The organism is Myxococcus faecalis, from assembly GCF_050039385.1.
GTDB classification, from domain to species: domain Bacteria; phylum Myxococcota; class Myxococcia; order Myxococcales; family Myxococcaceae; genus Myxococcus; species Myxococcus fulvus.
In genome coordinates, this window is record NZ_CP144336.1 from 6,249,776 (window position 1) to 6,272,697 (window position 22,922).

General features: G+C 70.9%; 17 protein-coding genes and 1 riboswitch. Of the genes, 10 read left to right on the forward strand and 7 right to left on the reverse strand.

Features of this window, described 5'->3' with window-relative positions:
* Positions 1–11 precede the first annotated feature (11 nt).
* From VZQ01_RS25130 to VZQ01_RS25155, 6 genes are all read right to left on the reverse strand, one after another.
* Entirely contained in the window at positions 12–1,766 is a 1,755-nt protein-coding gene (locus VZQ01_RS25130) for a peptidase MA family metallohydrolase (RefSeq protein WP_223782696.1), read from the reverse strand.
* Between the two features lie 11 nt (positions 1,767–1,777).
* The gene (locus VZQ01_RS25135; RefSeq protein ID WP_426744885.1) at positions 1,778–4,921 is read right to left on the reverse strand and encodes a DUF4175 family protein; all 3,144 of its coding nucleotides are present in this window, start codon (positions 4,919–4,921) and stop codon (positions 1,778–1,780) included.
* 446 nt (positions 4,922–5,367) lie between these two features.
* On the reverse strand, positions 5,368–5,913 hold the full coding sequence (locus tag VZQ01_RS25140; RefSeq protein WP_223747243.1) for a MarR family winged helix-turn-helix transcriptional regulator: 546 nt from the start codon (positions 5,911–5,913) through the stop codon (positions 5,368–5,370).
* Between the two features lie 277 nt (positions 5,914–6,190).
* Positions 6,191–7,903, reverse strand: a complete 1,713-nt coding sequence (locus VZQ01_RS25145) for a dipeptidase (RefSeq protein ID WP_223746933.1) — start codon at positions 7,901–7,903, stop codon at positions 6,191–6,193.
* A gap of 158 nt (positions 7,904–8,061) precedes the next feature.
* Positions 8,062–8,415, reverse strand: coding sequence for a ComEA family DNA-binding protein (locus tag VZQ01_RS25150; RefSeq protein WP_267699302.1), 354 nt, complete (start codon positions 8,413–8,415; stop codon positions 8,062–8,064).
* Positions 8,412–8,660: a hypothetical protein gene (locus VZQ01_RS25155; protein WP_194869429.1), complete on the reverse strand. Its 249-nt coding sequence runs from the start codon at positions 8,658–8,660 to the stop codon at positions 8,412–8,414. Before VZQ01_RS25155 ends, VZQ01_RS25150 begins: the two co-directional genes overlap by 4 nt.
* A 310-nt stretch (positions 8,661–8,970) precedes the next feature.
* Here VZQ01_RS25155 and VZQ01_RS25160 point away from each other — a divergent pair, with 310 nt between their 5' ends.
* From VZQ01_RS25160 to VZQ01_RS25170, 3 genes are all read left to right on the forward strand, one after another.
* The gene (locus tag VZQ01_RS25160) at positions 8,971–9,867 is read left to right on the forward strand and encodes an MBL fold metallo-hydrolase (protein WP_426744886.1); all 897 of its coding nucleotides are present in this window, start codon (positions 8,971–8,973) and stop codon (positions 9,865–9,867) included.
* Positions 9,868–10,061: 194 nt separating this feature from the next.
* The gene (locus tag VZQ01_RS25165) at positions 10,062–10,523 is read left to right on the forward strand and encodes a carboxymuconolactone decarboxylase family protein (RefSeq protein WP_223746936.1); all 462 of its coding nucleotides are present in this window, start codon (positions 10,062–10,064) and stop codon (positions 10,521–10,523) included.
* 61 nt (positions 10,524–10,584) lie between these two features.
* Positions 10,585–11,388 carry a sigma-70 family RNA polymerase sigma factor gene (locus VZQ01_RS25170; RefSeq protein ID WP_426748989.1) on the forward strand — a complete coding sequence of 268 codons (804 nt, stop codon included), beginning with the start codon at positions 10,585–10,587 and terminating at the stop codon, positions 11,386–11,388.
* A gap of 135 nt (positions 11,389–11,523) precedes the next feature.
* Here VZQ01_RS25170 and VZQ01_RS25175 read toward each other — a convergent pair whose 3' ends face one another.
* Positions 11,524–14,385: a hypothetical protein gene (locus VZQ01_RS25175; RefSeq protein ID WP_223782692.1), complete on the reverse strand. Its 2,862-nt coding sequence runs from the start codon at positions 14,383–14,385 to the stop codon at positions 11,524–11,526.
* Positions 14,386–14,653: 268 nt separating this feature from the next.
* Here VZQ01_RS25175 and VZQ01_RS25180 point away from each other — a divergent pair, with 268 nt between their 5' ends.
* The 7 genes from VZQ01_RS25180 to VZQ01_RS25210 all read left to right on the forward strand — a co-directional run bounded on the left by VZQ01_RS25180 (position 14,654) and on the right by VZQ01_RS25210 (position 22,816).
* A complete protein-coding gene (locus tag VZQ01_RS25180) occupies positions 14,654–15,907 on the forward strand; it encodes a dipeptidase (RefSeq protein WP_426744887.1) in 1,254 nt (417 codons plus the stop codon).
* Positions 15,908–16,067: 160 nt separating this feature from the next.
* Positions 16,068–17,168: a hypothetical protein gene (locus tag VZQ01_RS25185; RefSeq protein WP_223746939.1), complete on the forward strand. Its 1,101-nt coding sequence runs from the start codon at positions 16,068–16,070 to the stop codon at positions 17,166–17,168.
* A 44-nt stretch (positions 17,169–17,212) separates the two neighbouring features.
* A complete protein-coding gene (locus tag VZQ01_RS25190; protein ID WP_426744888.1) occupies positions 17,213–17,809 on the forward strand; it encodes an RNA polymerase sigma factor in 597 nt (198 codons plus the stop codon).
* A complete protein-coding gene (locus VZQ01_RS25195) occupies positions 17,806–18,669 on the forward strand; it encodes a tetratricopeptide repeat protein (RefSeq protein WP_426744889.1) in 864 nt (287 codons plus the stop codon). The genes VZQ01_RS25190 and VZQ01_RS25195 overlap by 4 nt, the downstream gene beginning before the upstream one ends.
* Positions 18,666–19,943, forward strand: a complete 1,278-nt coding sequence (locus VZQ01_RS25200) for a DUF7305 domain-containing protein (protein WP_426744890.1) — start codon at positions 18,666–18,668, stop codon at positions 19,941–19,943. The genes VZQ01_RS25195 and VZQ01_RS25200 overlap by 4 nt, the downstream gene beginning before the upstream one ends.
* 74 nt (positions 19,944–20,017) lie before the next feature.
* The gene (locus VZQ01_RS25205) at positions 20,018–20,539 is read left to right on the forward strand and encodes an FHA domain-containing protein (RefSeq protein ID WP_223746943.1); all 522 of its coding nucleotides are present in this window, start codon (positions 20,018–20,020) and stop codon (positions 20,537–20,539) included.
* A gap of 9 nt (positions 20,540–20,548) precedes the next feature.
* Positions 20,549–20,795: riboswitch (cobalamin riboswitch) on the forward strand.
* 59 nt (positions 20,796–20,854) lie between these two features.
* Entirely contained in the window at positions 20,855–22,816 is a 1,962-nt protein-coding gene (locus tag VZQ01_RS25210; RefSeq protein WP_426744891.1) for a TonB-dependent receptor plug domain-containing protein, read from the forward strand.
* The last annotated feature ends 106 nt before the right edge of the window (positions 22,817–22,922 follow it).

Below are 22,922 nucleotides of genomic sequence, written 5' to 3' on the forward strand. Positions count from 1 at the left end.
GCAGAGCGCCTTCAGCGGCCGGCGTCGGGTGTGCTCGCGGCGGGAGCGGCGGGCGCCTTGGGCTTGTCGCCGCCGGAGGCGGGCACGCTGGTGCCGGACAGCTCCGCCTCCTCCTGGAGGAACCTGCGCGCCAGCTCGTCCACCTCTTCGGGCTTCAGGCCCGTGAGCACCGCGGTCGCCGTCTTCGCGCGGCCCGCCAGCTCCGCCTCGCCGAGCGCGCCGTGGATGCGCGTGAGCGCCACGTGGATCTCCGGGTCGAACGGGTCCGACGCGAGCGCCTCCAGGTACGCCGTCTTCGACTTCGGGTAGTCCTTGCGGTGCAGGAGGATGCGGCCCAGGTGCACGTTGGTGGCGGGCGCGCCGGGGTGCACGCGCAGGCTGCCGCGCAGCACGCTCTCCGCCTCGTCCAGGCGCTTGAGCTCCAGGAGCGTCAGCGCGTACTTGTTGGAGACGGACTCGTACTTGTCGCCCACCAGCTTGTGCGCCTTGGCGTACTCCTCGGCGGCGGCCTTCACCCGGTTTCGCTCGCGCAACAGCTCCCCCAGGTGCGCGAACTTGCGCGCGGGGACCTCCTGCACCTCGTTGAAGTCACCGAAGGAGATTTCACGGCCCTTCTTCTCGCCGTCCTCCTTCACCTTGCCCTTGGCGTCCTCCTTCAGCACCACGCGGTCGTCGCGCGGCACCAGCTCCATGGGGAAGGGCTGCTTCTTGATGTGGGCGAGCCAGGCCTTCTCGAACAGGCCGAACGGCATGCCCATGGCCGTCTCCACCGCCTTCTTGTCGGACTGGCCGGCCTTGAGCCCCTGCACCACGGCGCGCAGGCCCGCGGCGCCCTTGGACTGGTGGACGTAGTCGATGGCGTAGAACACCTCCGCGAACGCGGTGGCCGCGTCCTCCGCGGTGGGCAAGAGCGCGATGGACGGGTGCATCTTCTCGAACGGGATGAGCTTGTCCGCCTTCACGCGCTTGCCGAGCAGCGCCTGCGTGGAGGGCGTCATCGCCAGGCCCGCCTTGCCGCGCCAGCGCGACTCCAGGAACTTGGCCAGGCCCTCGTGCAACCAGATGGGCACCGTGTTGCGGCTCATCTGGCTGACGACGAGGTGGATGTACTCGTGCGCCAGCGTGTCCTGCCAGTCGTAGCCCTGCGCCACCGCCTTGGGGCTGGTCACCATCAGCTTGTTGAACTTGCAGATGGCGATGGTGCCGGTGGTGCGGATCTGCTTCTCGGTGAGCGTGCTGACCTTGGCCAGCTCGCGCGCGTTGTTCACCACCTCCACGCGAATCTTGCCGCCCGGAGGCGTCCAGCCCAGGTCCTCCGCCATGGCGCGGTGGATGGCCTCCAGCGTCTCCAGCGCGTACGGCACCAGCACCGCCTCCTTCCCCTTGGGGTAGAGGAAGATGAAGTGCTCGCTCTCCGCGCGCTGGTGGTTCTTGACGATGTCGCGCGTGTCCTTGGCCAGCCGCAGGTAGCTGCCCGGCTTGTCCTCGATGTTGGCGCCCTGCAGCAGGCCCACCGCGTCGTCGTAGCGGCCCTCCTCGAAGGCCACGCGGCCCTGGTAGTACTTCAGGGGCTCCACGTCGGCGGGAATCAGCGCCTCCACCTCGGACAGCTCGCGCCGGGCGCCCGGCACGTCCCAGTCATCCAGCGCCGACTCCACCTGGCCCAGGCGCGTCTTCACCTCGTCCTTGAGCGAGGACTCCTGCGCGGAGGCGGGCATGGCCGCGCACAGGCCCAGCGCCAGCACCAGCGCTCCCCAGTGATTCATCCGGGCGTCCCTCACTTCACCAGCTCCTCGTAGTAGCGCTTCACCTGCTCGCGGTACTTCTCCGGCGCGCCCTGCTTCATCGCGTCCAGCAGGTCCTTGCGGAACTCCTTGGGCGCCTGGAAGGCGTCCTCGTCGGGCAGCTCCACCTGGTCCTTGGGGTCTCGTCCGGACTGGCCCTGCTTGCGCCCGCTCATGCCGCCCGGCAGCGGCAGCCCGCCCTTCCTGCCCTTCTGGCCCTGCTGCATCTGCTGCTGGAACTGCTTCAGGCCCTCGAGCGCCGCCTGCTGCTCGCCGTAGCCCCGGCCCGGGTCCTTGCCCTGCATGCGCTGGGCGGCCTCACCCATGCGCTGGCCCACGCCCTCCATCTGCTGCGCGGCCTCCTCGCCGAACAGGGGCGCGGTCTGCTCCATCTCCTCCATCTGCTGGCGCAGCCCCTGCGCGCGCTGCTCCAACTGCTGCTGCTGCTGGGCGAGCTGCTGCAGCTGCTGCTTCTCCTGCTGGGACAGCTGCGAGCCGGGAGGAGGGAAGAGGTTCTGGAGCTGGCGGTTGACGTCCTGCACGTTGCGCGCGTCGCGGTCCAGCCGCTGCGCCAGCTCCGAGGACTGCTGGCGCACCTCGGGCGGGTTGCCGAACATCTCGTCGAGCTGCTTCTGCTGCTCGCCCATGCCGGCCAGCTGGCGGGCGGCGTCCTCGGCGCGGGCGGCGGCCTCGGCGGCCAGGTCGAAGTCGTTCACCTTCAGCGCGTTCTCCACGTTGGACAGCTCCGACTGGGCCTCCTCCAGCGGGCGCGCGGCGCGGCTGTTGAGGTGCTCCGGGTTGAGCTTGTCGTAGCTCTGCTGGGCCTGCTGCACCTTGCGCAAGAGCTCGTCCTTGATGGCCTCGCCGCGCTGGGAGAGCTTCTCCTTGTTCTGCGCCCGGGCCTGGTCGCGCAGCTGGCGCGTCTGCTCCGCCACGCGCTGCTGCTCGTCGACGGTGCCCTTGAGCTCCTCCATGAACTTGCCGAACTTCTCGGCCAGCTCCGGGTACTGCTCGCCGCCGAACTCCTCGTTGGCGTCGTCCAGGCCCTTGAGCATCTCGTCCATCTGCATGCCCAGCTCCTGCAGCTTCGCGAGCGCCTCGTCCGTCTTGCCCTCGCGCATCAGCTTCTCGACGTCGTCCAGGGCGGACTGCAGGTCCTGCTCCTTCATCATCTCCGACAGGGCCTCGGCGTTGAGGTGCTCGTCGCGGATGCCCTTGCGCATCTCCGCCATGCGCTGCATCAGCTCCTGGATGCGCGCCTTGAGCTGTTGAATCTGCTCCATCACCGCCTGGCGCGCGGCCTCGTCCGGGTTGGCCTTGAAGTCCTCGATGAGGCGCGACAGCTCGCGGCGCTCGCCGGCCAGCTGCCTGGCCATCTCCTGCAGCGCCTCCAGCTTCTGCCGGTCCAGCAGCGCCTCCAGGTAGAGGATGTCCTTCTCCAGCTCGGTAATCTCCTCCGTCACCACGGCGGTGAGGCGGTTGCCGGTGCCCCAGTCCTCGCCGCGCGAGCGCTGGGTGCGCAGGAACAGGCGGCGGAAGTCCGCGGTGCCGTTGATGTGGCTGCCCAGCGACTCGGAGATGTTGGCCAGCGCGGAGACCAGCTCGGTGGGGACATCGCGCTCGCGCGACAGCGTCTGCGCCAGGGTGCGCATGTCGGTGATGAGCTGCTGGCCGCTGGTGTCCACCGCGCCCGCGGCGGCGATGGCCTGCGCGTCCTTCTGCTTCGCGCGGTCAGGCCCCTCCAGGCGGTCCGCCAGGTGGTCCACCATGCGGCCCCAGAGCTGCTCGGCCTTCTCCAGCGCGGCGCGGTGGTGCTCGGCGGCGGAGTAGATGCGCAGCACGTGCGTGCGGCTGACGCCCTTCTTGGGGCCCTCCACCGCGTCGTTGTCCTGCGCCTCCACGAAGTACGTAATCCGGTCGCCCGCGTCGACCTTGAGCGAGCCCAGGTCCCACGTGTACGTGTCGCGGCTCCGCCGGCCGTCCTCGCGTCGGAGCGGCACGCGCGTGTCCTGCTGCGCGCCGGGCGTGCGGAAGACGAGCGACAGGCCGGACAGGCCGTAGTCGTCGGTGGCCTCGTACTTGAGCGTCACCTTCTGGCCGGGGTCCACCTCCAGCTCCGCGGCGGGCGTCAAGAGCGACACCTGCGGCGCCTTGTCCGCCTCCACGGTGAGGGGGATGTCGGGGCCCACGGCGATGGGCTTCTCGCGCGTGCCGTAGAAGGCGAAGCGGTAGTGGCCGCCCTGCTTGGCGACGAAGGTGCCCGTCAAATCCCGGTTGCCCGTCACCTGGAGCGGCAGGGCCTCGCCGTTGATGACCAGCTCCGCGCGCTCCACGGGGCGGTCCGAGCGCGTCTTGATTTGAATCTCCGTGCCGGCCGGGGCGCTCACCGCGCCGTCGGTGCCGGGGACGGTGCGCTGGGACAGGCCGGTGTACGCGGGGTAGCGATACGTCAGCTCGATGTCGCCGGTAATCGGCTCCACCTGGGCCTTGGCCTCGGGCGTCTTCGCCGTGTCGAGCACGCGCTTGACGCCCGCGGCCCACTTCTCGCCGAACAGGCCCATCACCAGCGCGAGCAGCAGCAGCACGCCGCAGGCGGCCAGGGCGGTGCGCTGCGCGGGGCGCGAGTCGACGACGGAGCGCGCGTCCACGGTGCGCACGCGCATGTCCATCTGCTGGAGGAAGGCCTGGGCCAGCTCGGGCGAGCCGTTGGCGTGCGCGCCGTCCTCGCGCATCAGCTCCACGGCGGCGAGCACGTCCAGGGACAGCTCCGGGCGGCGCTCACCGACGAGCCGCGCGGTGAGCGTGTCATCCCCCACGCGGCGGCGCGCGAGCCACAGCCCGAAGACACACGCCAGCGCCACGCCCACCGGCAGCGCCAGGCCCAGCAGGCTGCCGCCCAGGCGCGGCGCCCACAGGCCCAGCAGGCCTCCGCCCACCCACAAGACGCACGCGGCCAGGAACCCCAGCGCGGTGCCCTGCAGCCACAGGTAGCGCCGCTGGCGCTGGCGCACGGAGGCCAGGAGCGCCCGGACCCCTTCGCCTCGCGAGCGCCGGCCCCTCGACGCGGGGGCGGACGGAGGGGGAGGTGGCGGGGGCGGCAGCTCGGGGCCTGGGCTCTGCGGGGTGTCGAGGTTCACGCTGTCCTGTCCGCTCGTTCGCGAGGCAACCCCCGACAGGGGTGCCTATTTCCCGATTCTCTAGCAACGTCCGACGCGCCGCGAGGAGCTTGGACACGTCGATTTCGCTCGGGACGCGGCGAGGGTGTCCGACGCACGAAGGACGCGGCCGACGGAGGGTCCGGGAGGCAACGCGCGAGGGCCGTGCCCTTCGTCCCGACGGGGCGCGCCAAGTGCCCGTCATGACTCGGAAGCGGGCCAGGGCTCGGGACTCGGATGCGCCCTGGGGCACGGGATGGCGAGCACCTCGTCTGGCGGGCAGGCGGGGGAGCGGCCCACGCACGAACGGGAAGGGACGGAGGCGCCTCGCCGCGCTCGAGCCACGCGGGGGCCATTCACTCCGGAGGGGCGGCGCCGAGGTTCTCGGCCCGCGAGGGGGGCGGGCCGTGACGCTGCTCGGCGACGGACTACTTGCGGACCTCTTCCTTGCGCGCCTCGTCCGCGCCCATCTCCACCTCGGACGGCTGCAGCCCACCCAGCTCCTGCGCGAGCGCGGTGAGCACGTCCTGGGTGGCGAGGATGCGCGAGCGCGACAGCCGCCCGAGCACGCGCTGCACGGCGGACTCGACGGTGCCCTCGGAGGGGATGTCGAGCGAGCGCCCCGCCTCGGTCAGCGCGAACAGCGCCTTGCGCCCGTCGAGCGGATCCGACTTGCGCTCCAGCAGGGCGCGCTTCTCCAGCCGCTTGAGGACACCCGTCAGCGTGCTGGGGTGGACGTGGAGGATCTGCGCGAGCGTCCCCGCGGTGATGCCGGGGAAGCGGCCCACCAGCCGGATGACCAGCCGCTGCGGACCCGTCAGGCCCAGCGTCGACTCCATCCGCTTCGAGGTGGACTGGAGCCCGTGGTCCACGGCCCACAACAGCCGCATGAACTCGAGCACTTCGCCGAGGGGCGGCCCCTTGAGCCGCTCGCCTTCGTGAGGTTCCGGTTCCCCGGTGGCCGCGTCCTTCATGCCTTCATCTTCCTTCACCTGCCGTCTCCCTGTCTCTGCCATGTCCATGGAGCCGCGGGAGGTGTCCAATCCTCGGGGTCCCCCGCCGCCAGATGGCGTTGTCTATCAGTCACTGAGGACAGAAGGGTGGGGCTTTCGTGCCCCGGCCCCGCAGGACCCCTCAGGGGAGCGCCCGGCCGCCCACCCCGCCAGGTGGGGGCCGGAGCGCCGGATTCCTCGGTGGGCACTCCGGAACATGGAAGGCCCGAGGCCTCCCCGGGAGGGGAGGGCGGGACGCTCAGGGCGCGGGCGCCACGGTGGGCTTGGGGGCGGCCGGGGCGGGGGGCGCCTTGTTGGCGGGCGCGGGGGGGGCGGCGGGCTTGGGCTCCTCGGGCTCGGGCGGCATCTGGATGCTCTTGCCGCGCTCCTGCGCGATGCGCCGGTACCAGCTGTCCGGGTACTTGGGGTGGTTCACCTTGCCCTGCTCGTCGCGGACGTTACCGTCGATGTACTTCACGAGCAGCGTCTCGCCGAGCTTCCTCCAGCGCGTGTGGACCTTCTCGCCCTGGCTGAGCGAGTACTCGGTGAGGTAGCGCCGGGCCTCCTCGGGGCTGCGCTTGTAGTGCTCCAGCGCGGTGCGCTCGATGTCGGCCTGGTCCGCGAGGAACTGGCCCTCCAGCGCGCCCTGCTCCTTGTGCACGTCCACGGACATGTCGCTCCAGCGCGCGTAGGCCTGGTTGGACACCCAGTTGAACACCCAGAAGGACGAGTCCCAGGAGAAGCTGCCCCGGCTGGCCACGCCCTGGGCGAAGTTGCGCGGCACCTCGCGGATGCCCGCGTACATGGGCGTGTAGACCGTCATGGACGTGTCATCCACGCCGAACCACAGCACGCCGCCGATGGGGGCGGGCATGGAGGCGCGCATCTGGGCGACGAAGGAGAAGCCCGTCTGCTGCGTGGAGATGGCGCGCTCGTGCACGTACTTCTTGCCATCCACCTCCCACGTCATCGGCCGCCACCGGTACGGCAGGGCGTAGGGGCCCGCGCCCACGTCCTTCGTCATGTCGAGCGGCGTGCCGTCGAAGTGGTCGCGCATCAGCGACATCACGTCCTGCACGGACAACTTCTTGTCGGGCTTCACCCACAGGGGCAGCCGCTTGTTGGGGGCCGAGCCGTCCGCGTACTCCGGCCCGAAGTTCTTCGACGGGGCCGCGCGCCGGAAGATGCTCCACACGCGCGCCTCGGAGAAGCGCTGCCCGCCGAAGTCGAGCGGGTTGTACGTCTGGGCGAAGCTGAAGTCCTTGTCCGCGCCCTTGAACCAGCCCTTCTCGCGCGCGAAGGAGATGACGTCCTTGGAGAAGAGCACGTTCTCCGGGTCGTTCATCGGGAACTGCTCGATGCGCGCCTGGTTGGCGTGCGCGGTGATGTGGCCCTCGGGCAGCTTGCGCGCCACCCACACGGCGCCCTTCTGGCCCGCGCCCTTGCCAATCATCTCCAGCAGCCACGCCTCCTTGGGGTCGGCGATGGAGAAGGACTCGCCGCCGGACGCGTAGCCGTGCTCGGCCACCAGCGTGGTCATGACCTGGATGGCCTCGCGCGCCGTCTTCGCGCGCTCCAGCGCGATGTAGATGAGCGAGCCGTAGTCGACGATGCCGGCGGGGCCCTCCAGCTCCTTGCGGCCACCGAAGGTGGACTCGCCGATGGACAGCTGGTGCTCGTTCATGTTGCCCACGACGGAGTACGTCACCGGGGCCTCGGGGATGCGCCCCAGGTGCTTGCCGGTGTCCCACTCGATGATGTCGCGCTGGGCCCCCGCGGCGTGGCGGCGGGCGGGCGTGTAGTACAGCTCACCGTAGAGCTCGTGGGCGTCCGCGGCGTACGTCATCAGGGTGGCGCCGTCCGCCGTGGCCCCCTTGTTGACCAGCATGCTGGTACACGCGAGCACGGGCGGAGCGACCAGCGCGGCCGACACGGGCAGCGCGGTGAGCAGTCGGGGCAGTCGTCGGTTCATGGCGGCGGATGCTCTACCAGCCAGGGCCCGGATACAAACGTCCGTTGCGATGCGCCGGGGCGTCCCCGGGCTTGCCCCCTCACCCAGCAGTCGCCGCCCGGGCCACGAAGGGAGAAAACCCGGGCGGCGACCTTTCCCGAAAGAATGGACTCGTTGCGTCAGTTGTTCGTGGCGACCACCTCCTTTCCGTCCGCGGGAATGAGGACCTGCTCCACCCTCAGGGTGGTGGGGCCGTCGAGCGCGAGGTGGGGCTTGAGCTTGAGGAACTTCTTCTTGCCGAAGCCCTTCACCCGCACGAGCTCCTCCACGCGCTGGAAGCGGCGCTTCTCCCGATGCTGGATGATGCGCTGCGCCGCCTTCTCACCGATGCCCGGGAGCAGGTCGAGCTGTGAGGCCGAGGCCTCGTTGAGGTTCACCACGCCCGTGAACTGGTGGCGTGGCCTGGCCGCCTCCGCTGCGTTGGGCCACCCCACCCAGAGGCCCACGAGCAGCGCCGCCCACACGGCCCTCACGAGTGGCCACCCACGGGCGCGGCGTCCAGGCCCACCTCGCCCGCGTAGCGCCCGCCCATGCCCGGGGTCTCGCGCTTCTCCGCCGCCTCCCGCACGTGCAGCTTGCCGTCCAGCGGCAGCACATCCAGCAGCACGTTGAGCGAGCCGTCCTTGTTCACGAACGCGCTGCCCGCCCTCACCCAGATGCTCCCGCCCTTGCCCTCACGAATGGAGAACACCGCCAGTCGCTTCCCCGCCATCAGCATCATCCACCTCCACACTCGACACCGCGCCACCACGGCGCGGACCGCCTCATTCGTTCGACCGCCTGAGGTCGACTCCGGCATGAGCAGCCGTCGTGCCAGCGCGTGCTCCCTCTGGAGAGGTGGTCGCGCCACCGTGCGTGTGCGCGCGAGCCGTCCCACCGCGAGGACGGGCGACGGGACTCCAGCGGCTTCTCGCGAGGCGAGAGCGTCACGGTGGACGTGGGGATGAACCGTGTCGGGGCTCGGGAATGAAATCGCGGGGCGTTTGCTAAGACGCGCCGTGCCGCGTCACCCGCCGTCTGGAGGTTCCATGAAGGCCGTCGCCGCCGTGCTCGTCCTGTTGCCGTGTCTCGCGCTCTCTCAGGAGCGCGACTTTTCCCAGGTGGAGGTGCGCGCGACGCCGGTAGCGGGCAACATCCACCTGCTCCAGGGCGCGGGTGGCAACATCGCCGTCTCCGTGGGGTCGGACGGCCAGCTCATGGTGGACACCGAGTTCGCGCCCCTCGCCGACAAGCTGCGCGCGGCCCTCAAGAAGCTCGGCAGGCAGCGGCTGGCCTATGTGGTCAACACGCACGTGCACAGCGACCACACCGGAGGCAACGCCGCCTTCGGACGCGAGGCGACGCTCATCGCCCACGCCGCCGTTCGCGAGCGCATGTCCAAGCCGAGGACGCGCCGAGGAGAGACACTTCCTCCCGCGCCGGAGCACGCGCGCCCCGTCGTCACCTTTCAACAAGGCCTGAGCCTCTGGTTCAACGGCGAGGAGGTGCGCCTGACGCACCTGCCCGCGGGCCACACGGACGGCGACAGCGTGGTGCTCTTCGTCGGCAGCAACGTCCTGCACACCGGCGACCTCTTCTTCGCGGACCGCTTCCCCGTCATCGACCTGGAGGCGGGCGGCAACGTGGAGGGCTACGTGCGCAACGCGGAGGCGCTGCTCGCGGGCCTGCCTCCCGGCGTGCGCATCATCCCGGGCCACGGACCGCTCAGCGGCCGCGAGGCGCTGGAGCGCTTCGTCGCCATGCTGCGCGAGACGACGACGCTCGTGCGGCGCAAGAAGGTCGCGGGCAAGACGCTGGAGCAGGTGAAGGCCGAGGGCCTGCCGGAGAAGTTCAAGGGCTTCGGCGAGGGGCACGTCAAGACGGACCGCTGGCTGGAGACCGTCTACACGGGCCTGGGCGTGGCGGCGCCGGGCGCGCGTCCCTGAGGGGCCCTTCATCCCCCTCGCCGCTGCCTCGCGAGCAGCCCGGCCCGTCAGGCAGGCCCGCGTGGCGCCGGCTGGGTGAGCCAGTCCCACGCCCAGACGCCTTGGACATTCGACAGGGCCATGTCACACGGTGCATCGGCTGCGTCGTCCTTGGGGCTGGAAGGGCACTTCGCCCCCAGAACGAGGAGCCGTACATGAAGCCCAGGATGAACGCCTTCGCGGTCGCGCCCGACGCCCTCAACCTCATGGTGGATTTCAGCAAGAAGGTGGAGGCCCTGGGCCTGGAGCCGAGCCTCCGCGAGCTCGTGAAGATCCGCTCGTCCCAGATCAATGGCTGCGCCTTCTGCATCCACCTGCACACCCGCGCCGCCCGCGCCCAGGGGGAGACCGAGGAGCGCATCTTCCTGCTGAACGGCTGGCGTGAGTCGCCGCTGTACACCGAGCGTGAGCGCGCGGCCCTGGGCTGGACCGAGGCCCTGACGCTCCTGTCCACGACCCACGCTCCGGATGAGGACTACGCCGCGCTCGAACCCCACTTCACCCCGGAAGAAATCGTGAAGCTGACCCTCCTGATTGGCCTCATCAACACCGCGAACCGGCTCGTGCTCGGCTTCCGCATGGTCCACCCGGTGAGCCCGCGCAGTGAAGCCGCCTGACTCGACGCCCGCGGACGTCTTCGACCCGCTCCGCCCCCGGCTGCTCCGCATCGCCTACCGGATGCTGGGCATCGTCGCGGAGGCGGAGGACGTGGTGCAGGAGGCGTATCTGCGCTGGCATCAGACGGACCGCGAGGCCGTGCGGGACGCCGAGGCCGTGCTCGTCCGCACGGTGACGCGCCTGTGCCTGGATGTCCTGAAGTCCGCGCGCGTCCGGCGCGAGGAGTACGTGGGGACCTGGCTGCCGGAGCCCATCATCGAAACAGTGGAGGGCGATGATTTGACGCTGACCTTGATGATGGCCCTGGAGCGCCTGTCACCCCTGGAGCGCGCCGCGTTCCTGTTGCACGACGTGTTCGGCATGGACTTCGAGCAGGTGGCGAAGGCCCTCGACCGCGCTCCCGCGGCGTGCCGCCAGCTCGCCAGCCGGGCGCGAGCGCATGTGCGGGAGGCCCGGCCCCGCTTCCCCGTGACGGAGGCGAAGGGCCATGAGCTGGCACGGGCGTTCCATGCCGCGTCCCAGAGCGGTGACATGCAGGCGCTCCAGACCCTGCTGGCCCAGGACGCCGTCCTGTATGCCGACGGCGGTGGCAAGGCGAGGGCGATTCCCAATCCCGTCTACGGTCAGGAGAAGCTGCTGCGCTTCTTCCAGGGGGTGTGGCGCGCTCCCGCCGTGAGCTCGGCGCAGCTGGTTCACGAGGGCACCATCGACGGCCTGCCCGCGTACGTCACGGTGGATGCGGAGGGGGTGTTGCAGACCACGGCGTTCGGCATCGAGGACGGCCGCATCGTCGCCATCTATGTCATGCGCAATCCCGACAAGCTGAAGGGCATCCGGCACAGGGTGGTGGGCGAGTCGCCGTAGTGGGGCTCTGACGCGACGAAGGACGCTCCACCGCTCCGTCCTCGTCGTCCTGGGAACCACCCCATCGCTCGCCGCCGAGCCCGCGCGCTCGGGGCCTTTCGCCCGTGGGGGCGCACGCAGGCGCCCCCGGCTCCATCACAGCTCGTGGTAGGGCTTCTTCGTGGACAGGGGGTTGGACCGGCTCACGCCCGACAGGTTCCCCACGCTGTTGCTCCGTCGCAGCATGGGGCTGGGCGCGCCCACGTGCTGCGAGAGGTCATCGGGCGCCTGGGGCAGGTCCATCGCCTTGGCCTCCGCAATCACGGTCATGTGGGCCACCCGCAGGTCCATCGCCGCGGTCCGCGGGTTGTCGGGGGGCGCGGGCAGCGCGCCGTCATGCTCGACCAGGTACACCGCCAGCTGGACGGCCCACGCGCCACAGCTGTCCTGGGCGAGCGCTTCGTTCCCGTCGCGGTCGTCCTGGTAGCGGACGGTGCAGCTCTCCGCCTCGATGCCAGGGAATGGCAGGTTGAGCAGCTGGAGGTCCTCCACCGGCACGTCGTCGGGGCTGAGCGGGTCGATGTAGAGCAGCTTCGCCTTGCGACGTCCCAGGAGGTTCGGCGCCCCGAGCGTGATGTAGAGCAGCGCCCAGTGGTTGCGGTGGCGGTGGAGCGGCTGGATGATGACGGTCGTCGCCGTGGTGATGGCCCCATGGACGGCGGTGCTGTACGCGGAGCGGTTCATCTCCCGCCACTGGACGCGGCTGATGCCGGGGAGGACCGCGACGTGCGGGTGGCCCTGGAGGTAGTAGCGCTGGAGGCAGTAGATGTCGTCCTCCTCGTAGTAGGTCCCCTCGTCGTCGAGCTTCGGGAGGGCGCTGGGGTCGCTGAAGTGTCCCAGGGCCTCGTACTCCTTGCGCTTCGACTCCAGGTCCTCGGCCTCCTTCTCCCCGTCCCGCGGCGAGCCCGACTCCTGGCTCCCGGAGACCTGGGACTTCTTCTTGCGAGGCAAGTCGATGACCCGAGGGGAGGGCTCCGCCAGCACCCGCCGCTTCACCTTGCCCAGGTTGTGAGGGCTCAGCAGGGGGAAGTCATGGACGCGGGGCCGGACGGGCACGACGACGTCCTGGCTCGGGGGTTGGATGACCACGAGGGGGCTCCCCAGCGACAGGCTCCCGGGGAGCTTGAGGTTCGGGCGGTCGAAGTCGATGCCCGTGTTGAAGAGGTCCAGGTTGCGCATCAGCAGGCGCTGCTCGAGCATCATCCTGCGGAAGTTCGTCTCCACGGAGGAGAGGACGTTCAGCTCCCGGGCCGTCTTCCCCTCCTTGGACTTGAGCTTGAGCTGGTGCTTGAGCAGCCCATCGAAGAAGGTCTGGACCGACAGGGGGGTGCCACAGACACGCATGATGCCGTGGACGAGGTCTCCTCCCGTCGGGTGCTTGCTCGCGCTCTCGACCAGGATCAGCAACCCGCCTGCTCGCGACGTCTTCGACGTGGCCAGGAAGCCCTGGAAGAAGGCCAGGTACTCGGCCCGCTCCAGGGTGGTGTTGTTGGTCGTGTCGATGATGATGGCCCCGAGCTCTCGCGCGGACACGAAGGGCTTGTTGTCGATGTTGATGGGATTGGGCGCGCCGTCGAAGACCAGGACGCGGGTGCCGACCTTGCTGTCCAGTGACGCGTAGAGCTCGTCATGGTCGAGCTCGAAGTAGGGCGCCCAGGACTGGATGGGCAGGGGCTCGCCCTGGGAGTCCAGCTTGGCGCCGCCCTTCGAGGAGAACAGCCAGTTCGAATACAGCATCCCGAACATCGTCGCCGACCGGAGCGCGGCCATGCCCGACACCAGCGAGGCCTTCTTGAGGACGAGCCTGTCGTTCACCTCGACCGGCGCGTCTCCGTCTCCCTTGGTGGGCTTCCTCGACGGCAGCAGGTCCGAGTCGTCATCCTCGTACTCGGACTCCGACCCGTAGCCTGAGTCATCGGGCTCGGGCTTGCGCTTCTTCTTGGGACCCTGGACGCGTGGGAGGACGCCCGCGAGGGTGTAGGAGACCTGGTTGTTCTCGAAGGCCCAGGAGCACGCCACCTCGCTGCCGTTGAAGTTGCCGATGAGCTCCGCGTAGTTCGCCGCCGTGGCCTTGGGGGAGTTGTTCGTCAGGGCGTGCAAGGCCGACATCAGGCGGTCGAGCGCGGCGAGCTGGTCATCCCCATAGCCCTCCAGGGACGTGATGAGCTTGATGACCGGCGGCACCTTCGAGGGCACCACCTTGGGCATCACCTTGAGCATCGCGGTGATGAACTCGCCGGTGAAGTCGAGCGCCTCGATGATGGCCTCGGCCCCGGCGGCAGGAGGCAAGAGCCCCGGGTCCAGCCGGATGCCGTTGGGGATGTCCGCGAGCGTGGGGAAGACCGAGCCGAAGCCCTCGCGTGAGACGACCTCGATGCCAATGCCGCGGGCGCGCAGCGCGCGCGTGAGCCTGGCCCCGAAGACGCACTGGATGATTCGCCACTGGCCCTGGTTGTTCAGCTTCGAGGGGAAGGCCTGCGCCTCGTTTCCGAGGATGCACAGCATCGGATAGCCGTGAATCTGCCAGCCCGGGCCTCGCTCCATCGCGAGCCGCGTGCCCCCCTCGACGTGGAAGCTCTTGCCCTTCTGCACGAAGCCGGCGAGCACCGCCTGGCACACCGCCCGCTTGGACAGGATGGCGATGTCGCTGAGCGGCACGGCCAGCCCAGCGCAACCCTCCTCGAACAGGGAGAGCAGCGAGTACATGCCGCCCCCGTTGCTGAGCGGCTGACGTCCGCCTCCCTTCGACGAGGTGTCGAGCGGCTTGCCCCGGCCCAGCACGAAGCCCGGGCTGTACGAGCGGGGATAGGACCGCGTCCCCAGGTTCGCGCCCGTCGAGAACCTCGTGAAGGGCACCATCGAGTTCGCGGACGCGAGCATGACCTGGTGCAGCCACTCGAGGTCGTAGGTGATGCGGATGCTGCCCGCTTCTTGAGCTGCCTCGACTTGCCACACCATCGACCGGCTCCTTGGTTCCCCATCGGACGAGCCCGGGTGCGCATCGGGGGACGCGCGGCGTCGGGAGGGACCTGGCCGGAGGTTTTGCATGCGTCGCGCCAGGGTGGACTTCACTCGGGAGCGCGCGGGATGGGGCCCCTGGCGCACCGTTCCCGGGGCGCTTGCGTCGTGCCTGGACGCACGTTCGTCCCGAGGGGACGCGGCTTCAACCCATCCCCTCTCCGTGAAAGAGTGCGCCCACCCGTCCCGCCGTCCCGAGGTGCCTTGCGTGAACCGCTCCGTCCTCGCCGCCCTGGTCGTCCTGGGAACCGCCCCGTCGCTCGCCGCGGCGCCCGCGCCCGTCTCCGCCAAGGCCCGCGCCATCCATGACTCGGCGCTCATCATCGACACCCACGTGGACACGCCCCTGCGCATGCTCAACGAGGGCTTCGACGTGGGCTCCAAGCCGCCCAATGGCCAGGGGCACCTGGACCTGACGCGCGCGCGGGAGGGCAACCTGGGCGCGGCCTTCTTCTCCATCTGGGTGGAGCCCAAGGAGTACGCCGGCCGCTACACGCACCAGGCGCTGCGCATCATCGACTCGGTGCACACCGCGGTGGAGCAGCACCCGGACCAGATGGTGCTCGCGCTGTCGTCCAGGGACATCGTCGCCGCGCGCTCCGGCAAGCAGAAGAGGCTGGCCACGCTGCTGGGCGTCGAGGGCGGCCACGCCATCCAGAACGATTTGGGCGTGCTGCGCGACTTCTACCGCCTGGGCGTGCGCTACATGACGCTCACCTGGTCCAACACGAACGAGTGGGCCGACTCGTCGGGCGACATCACCGACACCACCGTGAAGCACCACGACGGCCTCACCGACTTCGGCCGCGACGTGGTGCGGGAGATGAACCGGCTGGGCATGCTCGTGGACGTCTCGCACGTGTCCGACAAGACCTTCTTCGACACGCTGAAGGTGACGCGCGCGCCGGTGATTGCCTCGCACTCGTCCGCTCGCGCGCTCACGGACCACCCGCGCAACATGACGGACGAGATGCTCAAGGCCGTGGCTGCCAACCGCGGCGTCGTCATGGTGAACTTCTTCTCCGCCTTCGTCGACGACGACTACCGCAAGGCCTACGCCGCCATGTCCCAGGAGCGCGCCGCCGCCCTGGCCGCGGTGGAGGCGAAGCACCAGGACTCCGACCCCGTCACGCGCTTCCGAGCCCAGTCCCAGGCCGGCTGGGAGTGGGCCGCCAAGGTGCCGCGTCCTCCGCTCAAGGCCGTCATCGACCACATCGACCACATCGCGAAGGTGGCCGGCGTGGACCACGTGGGCCTGGGCTCGGACTTCGATGGCATCAACTCCGCGCCACAGGGACTCGACTCGGTCGCGGACCTGCCGCGAATCACCGAGGCGCTGCTCGCCCGGGGCTACACGCGGGAGCAGCTGCACAAGATCCTGGGCGGCAATCTCCTACGGGTCTTCCGCGATGCGGAGGCCGTCAGCCGCGAGCTGCGCTCACCCCCCAGCGTCCGGCGCTGATTCCAGGCCCCGCGAGGGCAGGCGGCGGCACGAGGGAACGTGACGCCTGTCCGCCCGGGATTGCAGGCGCGGCGCATCTTTTCCGATGCACCTGCTGTACAGCGGGTCCGGGGAACCCGGGGGCTTCCTTCGGCCACACGCGAAAGCTAGCCTCGCGTTCATGGCATCGGGCGTCGTGTTGATTCGGCTGGGGCTCGTCGCCGCCCTGTGCCTGGGCGTGGAGGCTCGCGCGGAGGACGGCGGCGGCGCATGGCTGGCCGTGGCGCGCATTGCCTCCGCGGAGGACGGCGCCCTGCTCGAGCGCGTGCGCGGACAGAGCAGCGACCTGCCGGTGGAGCTGCGCGCCATGCCGGGCCCCTCCCTGGAGGGCCCGCCCCAGGCCCAGTGGCGCTCCGCCGTCGAGCTCGCGGACGCGCACCAGGCCCGCGCGGTGCTCTGGTTCCAGCGCTCCGGCTCCGAGCTGCGCGTCCACTTCGCCGAGCCCGGCAGCCGGCACCTCTTCATCCGCACCGCGAAGCTGGAGGGACAACCCGGCGCGCTCGAGTGGTCCGCGGGCGCCGAGGCCGTGGCGCTCGTGGTGCGCTCCGCCCTGCGCGCGGTGGAGGCGGGCACGCCCCTGGGCGAGGTGGTGGAGGCCGCCGCGCCCCCCGTGCCCGTGCTCGAACCCGAGGCCGGCCCCGTCGTCGTGCCCCCGGAGCTGTGGACCTATCCGCCGGCCTCGAAGGACGCGCGCTCCCTGCGGTGGCAGGTGATGGTGGGCGGGCTCGCCGCGCTGGATGGGTACACGGACTCCGGCCAGCAGGGGTTCCTGATTGGCTCCGGGTGGGAGTTCCCCTCGGCGCGGCTGCGGCTGCTGCTCTCGCTGAGCCTGGCGCGCATGCTCCCGGATGGGCGCACCGACGTGAAGCTGGAGCAGTACTCGGGCGGGCTGTGGCTGGACTTCCCGCTGCTGGAGACGGGCGCCCTGCGCTGGGGCCTGGGCGCGGGGGCGGGCCTGCTGCTCTTCGGCCGCAGCACGGAGTCGTACTTCCCGGGCATCCAGGCCGCCAAGCCGCGCTTCATCCCCGCGCTGCTGGTGGGGCCCGACACGTCCCTGCGGTGGAGCTTCTCGCGGCTGCTCGCCGTGGAGCTGTCCGTGGCCGCCGACGCGGCGGTGGGGCGGCCCGAGCTGGGTTACTCCGAGAATGGAAACTTCGTGCCACGCAATCAGGGTTGGGCCATCCGGCCCAGGGCGTCCCTGGCGCTGGTGCTGCTGCCATGAGCGGTGATGACCCGTTTTCGCCTCGGCCTCCCTCCATGGGGTCGATGACGAGCACGGGTCCGGAAGCCATCGGCAGGGCAAGACCTGGAGTGGACCCGCGCATCCAGGCGGCCATCCAGGGGCGCAAGGAGGCCGCCGAGTCCTTGCTGCTGGAGCTCTTGCCCCGGGTGCGCAACCTGGTGCGCTACCTGGTGCACGGCGACGGGGACGTGGAGGACATCGCCCAGGAGGCGCTCATCGCGCTGCTCCGGGGGCTGCCCTCGTACCGGGGAGAGGGGCCGTTCCACTCGTGGGCGGACCGGGTGGTCGCGAGGACCACCTTCGCGTGGCTCCGGCGCGCCCGGGGCACCGAGGCGCGCAGGGGCGAGGAGCCGGCGGAGCTGATGGCGGTGCCGTCCGAGGACGCGCCGCCGGACGAGTACGTCCACCGCCGTCGCATGGTGATGCTGCTGGACCGTATCCCCGACGAGCAGCGGCATGCGATGGTGCTGCACCATGTGCTCGGCATGAGCGTGCCGGAGGTGTCGGACGAGCTGGGGATTCCCTTCGAGACGATTCGCAGCCGCCTGCGGCTGGGTCGCACGGCGCTGCGCGCGCTGGCCACGGATGCGGGTGGCGCTCCGGAGGGAGGTGCGGCATGAGTCGGCTCGTGGATGAGGACGGGCCGGACGAGCTGCTTATGCCGTTGGATGACGGCTCCGGACCCGCGCGCCGGTTGTCGCGGCAGAAGTCCGCCGCGCTGGTGCAGGCCGCGCTCCTGGCCGCGATGGACGCGCCGTCGCCGCCCCCGCGTCGGCGACACCGGCCGCATTGGTGGATGGGCGGGGCCCTGCTCGTGGTCGGCGCCGCGGCGGTCGCGACCTGGCAGCTCTGGCGTCGCCAGGAGCCTGTTGCTCCGGAGGACACCGCGGTCATCGCTCCCTCCGCGCCGCTGGTGCCCCGCGCCGAGCCCGTCGTGCCCGTGCCCGAGGTGCTCGCGCCGGAGCCGCCCGTGCCGTCGGTGCCCGGTGCGGTCGCGCGAGAGCGGTCCGTGCCTCCAGGGCCGGAGGTGCCCGATGCGGTCGCTCTGGAGCCCATCGCTCCGGTGAAGCCCCGGATGAGCGCGCCGTCCGCCGCGCCCGCGCCGGAGGACCTGCTGCGCCGGGCCAACGCGCATCGGGCCACCGGACAGTGGAAGGCGGCCGAGGCGCTCTACCTGCGCGTCATCCGCGCCGAGCCCCAGGGCATGTCCGCGTACGTCGCGCGCGTGGCCTCGGGCGCGTTGAGGCTGGAGCACCTGGGCGATGCGCGCGGGGCGCTGCGCCAGTACCAGGAGGCCCTGAAGGGCTGGCCCGGGGGCTTGTTGGAAGAAGAGGCGAGCCACGGTGTCACCGAGGCGCTGCGCGCGCTGGGGGACCGGGACGGCGAGGTGCGCGCGTTGGAGGACTTCGTCGCGCGTCACCCCGATTCGCCCCATGCCGTGGCGGCCCGGAAGCGGCTGAAGGAGGTCTCAGGTCGATGAGTCGCGCCAACGTGTCGCCGTGGAAGTCCGGGACGAAGGTCCTCTGCGTGCTGGGGTTGGTGGGCGCCTGGAGCGCGTGCGAGGTGAAGGACCCGGTGGCCTTCATCGAGACGCCTCGCAACGACGCGGGGCCGGTGGCCTCGTCGGACGCCGGGCCGACGACGGGCGAGGGCGAGCAGCCCGCCGATGACCACACCGCCTTCTGCGCGTCCACGGGGCCGCTGCTCCTGGTGGGCGACAGCCTCACGGGCGCGAAGGTGTGCAGCGGGCACCTGGCCGAGCGGGCCTTCCGCTACGCGCTGTGCTCGTGCGAGCGGCTGGCCTTCAGCGCGTCGCTCACCACGGATGCGTTCAAGAGCTCGCTGGGCAAGTACGTGCCGGGCGGCAAGGGCGGTGCGGTGGCGACGAACGGCGGCGTCGCGGCCAACGACACGCTGACGATTGGCGGCGGGCTGAGCGCGGGCGGCGCGGACGGCATCCTGCTGGGGCGCGGCCTGTCGGTGGGCGGCGGGCTGTACAGCGGCGGTCCGCTCAGCGGCAACGTGTCCGCGCAGGTGACGGGGGACGCGTGGGTGCGCGGCGACGTGGGGCTCGCGTCGCTGAGCGTGGCGGGCAAGCTGGCGGTGCCCGCGGAGCGCAGCATGTCCGGCACGGTGACGGCCGCCGAGGTGCTGCGCGAGCCGGTGGACTCGGTGTCGCCGTGCGCGTGCGGGGACACCGCGTCGGTGGTGGACATCCAGGGGCTCATCGCCAACCACGCTCGCGAGAACCACAACGACGTCATCGACCTGGAGCCCTCGGCGCTGCAGGGCTTCACCGGCGAGCGCACGCTGGAGCTGCCGTGCGGGCGCTTCTTCCTGACGGGCATCGAGGGCCAGGGCCGGCTGAACCTCGTGGTGCGCGAGCGCACCGCGCTCTTCGTGCGGGACAGCGTCGTCATCGGCGAGCGGCTCTCGGTGGAGGTGGTGCCGCCGGGGGAGCTGGACTTGTTCGTGGGCGGCGACATGACGGTGGCCGGCCAGCTCCTGCTGGGGTCCGTGGACGCGCCGGCGAAGGTGCGCGTGTACGCCGCGGGGACGGGGACGCTGGGCATCTCCGCGGGCAGTGTGCTCGCGGGAAACCTCTACGCGCCCGGCGCCACGCTGACGCTCAGCGGCAACGCGGAGGTGTTCGGCTCCGTCTTCGTGCGCCACATCGAGTCGTCCGGCACGCTGGCGTTGCACTACGACTCCGACATCCTCTCGCTGGCGAGCGCCTGCGGAACCGTGGAGTGACGCAAGGGGGGTGGACAGGGCGAGGGGGCGTGCACAGGTTTGCGTGCACACCTTCCCGGCCTGGAGGGCTCGTCGTGCTCCACCGTCTGTCCGCGCTGATGTCCCGGCTCCAGGAGGACCGCGAAGCCCTGCTGCGGGAGGTCGGGTGGCCCGTTCTGGTGTGGGACTCCATGCCGAGCCGTCCGCGCTCCGTGGCGCAGGCGGAGCCGCCGACGCTGAAGGTGCCGATTCCATCGCGAGTCGTGGAGCCCGTGGTGTTCGAGCTGTGTCCGCGCTTCCCTGGCCGAGGGCCGGAGGTGATGGTGGGCCGCAGCCCCGAGTGCGACATCGTCCTGCCCGAGCCCACCGTGTCGCGACAGCACGCGCGCTTCCGTCCGGAACCGCACACCGAGGTGTGGAGCGTGACGGACCTGGAGAGCCACGGCGGCACCTTCGTGGAGGGGGTGCTGATTGTACCGGGGCGCTCGACGCCGCTGTTCAGCCAGGCCTCGCTGCGACTGGGGGGCGCGCAGGTGGTGTTCCTGCAGGCGAGCGCCTTCGAGTCCTACGCGCGCGCGTGCGAGGTGTCGTCCCGGGTGCGCTTGACGCGCTGGTAGTCAGCTCCTAGAAGGGGTGCGCCCTTGGGTGCCCATGTCGGGCTTTCAAGAGGGAAGCCGGTGCGATTCCGGCGCGGTCCCGCCACTGTGAATGGGCCGCCCTGAGGTCAGGGCCGGGGACTTCGGTTGTCGCCACTCCGGCGGTGTCCAGGCGGACGCTCCGGGGGAAGGCGGAAGCCCCCTTCCAGCCAGACGCGTCGTGCGCCTGGAGCTGGAGTCCATCAGCCAGGAGACCTGCCCGAGGGTGCGGACGTGTCGCGTGGCGGCACGTGCGGATGGCCTTCTCTCTTCGATGGAGAGAGCGGAAGGCGGAGCATGCGGCGCACCTTCCTCGCCGGGCACCTGGTGTGCCTGGCGCTCAGCCTGCCTTCCGGAGCGCGCGCGCAGGCGACGGACGACGTCGTCGTGCCCGCGACGGTGGTGCGAGGCAAGGCGCCGCCGCCTCCCGACGCCCCCGAGCGCCGCGACCCCACGGGCGCCATCACCGTCATCGACGCGAGCGAGCATGCGGGCGAGGCGCGGGACACGGCGGAGCTGCTCGTGGGCTCGGTGGGGCTCGCGGTGCAGGACTCGGGTGGCTACGGGCAGAGCAAGAGCCTGGTGGTGCGCGGCGCGGCGTCGAACGGGGTGCTGGTGTTCCTGGATGGAATCCCGCTCAACGGCGCGGGCGGCATGGCGGACCTGTCGCAGGTGCCGGCCGCATTGGTGGAGCGACTGGAGGTGCTGCGCGGGGGCGCGGGGGCTCGCTATGGCTCGGGAGGGCTCGGCGGCGCGGTGAACATCGTCACGCGCGCGCCGTCGTCGCACGTGCGGGCCAGTGGAGAGGTGGTCTACGGGAGCTGGAACACGGCGCTGGGGCACGTGGCCATCACCGGGCCTTTGTTGGACGGGAACGCGCTGGTGCTGCTGCACGCGGGGCGCTCGGATGGGGACTTCGCGTACGAGCTGGATGAGCTGCCCGCGGTGCCGGACAACCCCGTCACGGCGGAGGCGCGCGCGCGCAACGACGCGAAGGGGGGAGGCGTGCTGCTGCGGTATCGGCGGCGGCTCCCGGGGGGCTCGCGGCTGGATGTGCTGTCCGAGCTGTCGCTGGAGGACCGCGCGATTCCGGGCACGGTACAGAACCCCCAGTCCGCGGGGCGACAGGACCTGGACCGGCTGTCATTGGGCGTGCGGTGGTTGGGGACGCAGGCGAGTGCGAGGGGCTTCTTCCGTCGCGATGGCCTGGAGGTGACGGGGGGGCTGCTGGGGGCGGGAGGTCCGCAGCGGCATGTCGTGGGTGGGGTGGAGGTGGAGGGGCGGACGCTGCTCGGGGGCGGGCATGCGCTGACGGCCACGGTGGCGTCGTCGGGGGAGCAGGTCACCCAGGCGAAGGGCGCGCAGTCCGCGAGCTGGTGGCGCGGCAGTGTCATGGTGATGGACGAGTGGGCGCTGGTGGCTGACGTGTTGAGCGTCGTGCCGTCGCTGCGGTTCGAGCGGGTGGGGCCCTACTGGTTGTTCTCGCCGAAGGTCGGCGCGTGGCTGTCGTTGGGCGGAGGCGTGGGGCTTCGGGCGAACGCGGGACAGTCGCATCGCGCGCCGTCGTTCCTGGAGCTGTACATCCGTCAGGGGACGTTGTTGCCCAATCCGGGGCTGAGGCCCGAGCGGGCGCTCTACGCGGACGCGGCGGTGGTCTGGGACTCCCAGGCGACGGTGGCGGGGGCTCCTCGGTGGAGTGTGACGGCGGGCGGCTTCGCGGCGCTTTACGAGGACCTCATCGCGTACGAGCTGTATCCGCCGATGATGGCGCGGCCGTACAACTTCGACGCCGCGCGGGTGTGGGGCGCGGAGCTGGAGGCGGAGGCGCGGCTGCTCTCGTGGCTGTCGGCGAGCGGTGGCTACACGTGGCTGCGCACGCAGAACCGGTTTGGAGACCCGCGCTACTTCAACCAGGACCTGCCCAATCGCCCGCGACACAAGTGGGTGGGGCGCCTGCGCGCGGGGCCGGAGTGGCTCAACGCGCGCACCGAGGTGCTGTATCAGGCGTCGCAGTTCGTCAACCGCACGGGCACGCGCTCTCTGCCCTCGCGCACGCTGTGGAGCGTGGGGGCCTCCAGCACCTTCCTGCACCGGCCCGAGGTGACGCTGTCGGTCGAGGTGAAGAACCTGCTCGACGCGCGGGTACAGGACTTCACCGGCTTCCCGCTGCCAGGGCGCGCGGCGTACGCGACGCTCGCGGTGTCGCTCGAGCCGGCTCCTTCTGCTCCCGAGGGCTCGAATGCACCGCGTGCTCCGTGAGCCCGGACGCCGGAGTTGTTCCGGAGCGCGTGGCGTGCGAGGTGACACCGCGCCGTCGCCAGTCGGTGTGCGGTCCTCTCAGCCGCCCGCGCAACTCTCGCTGGGC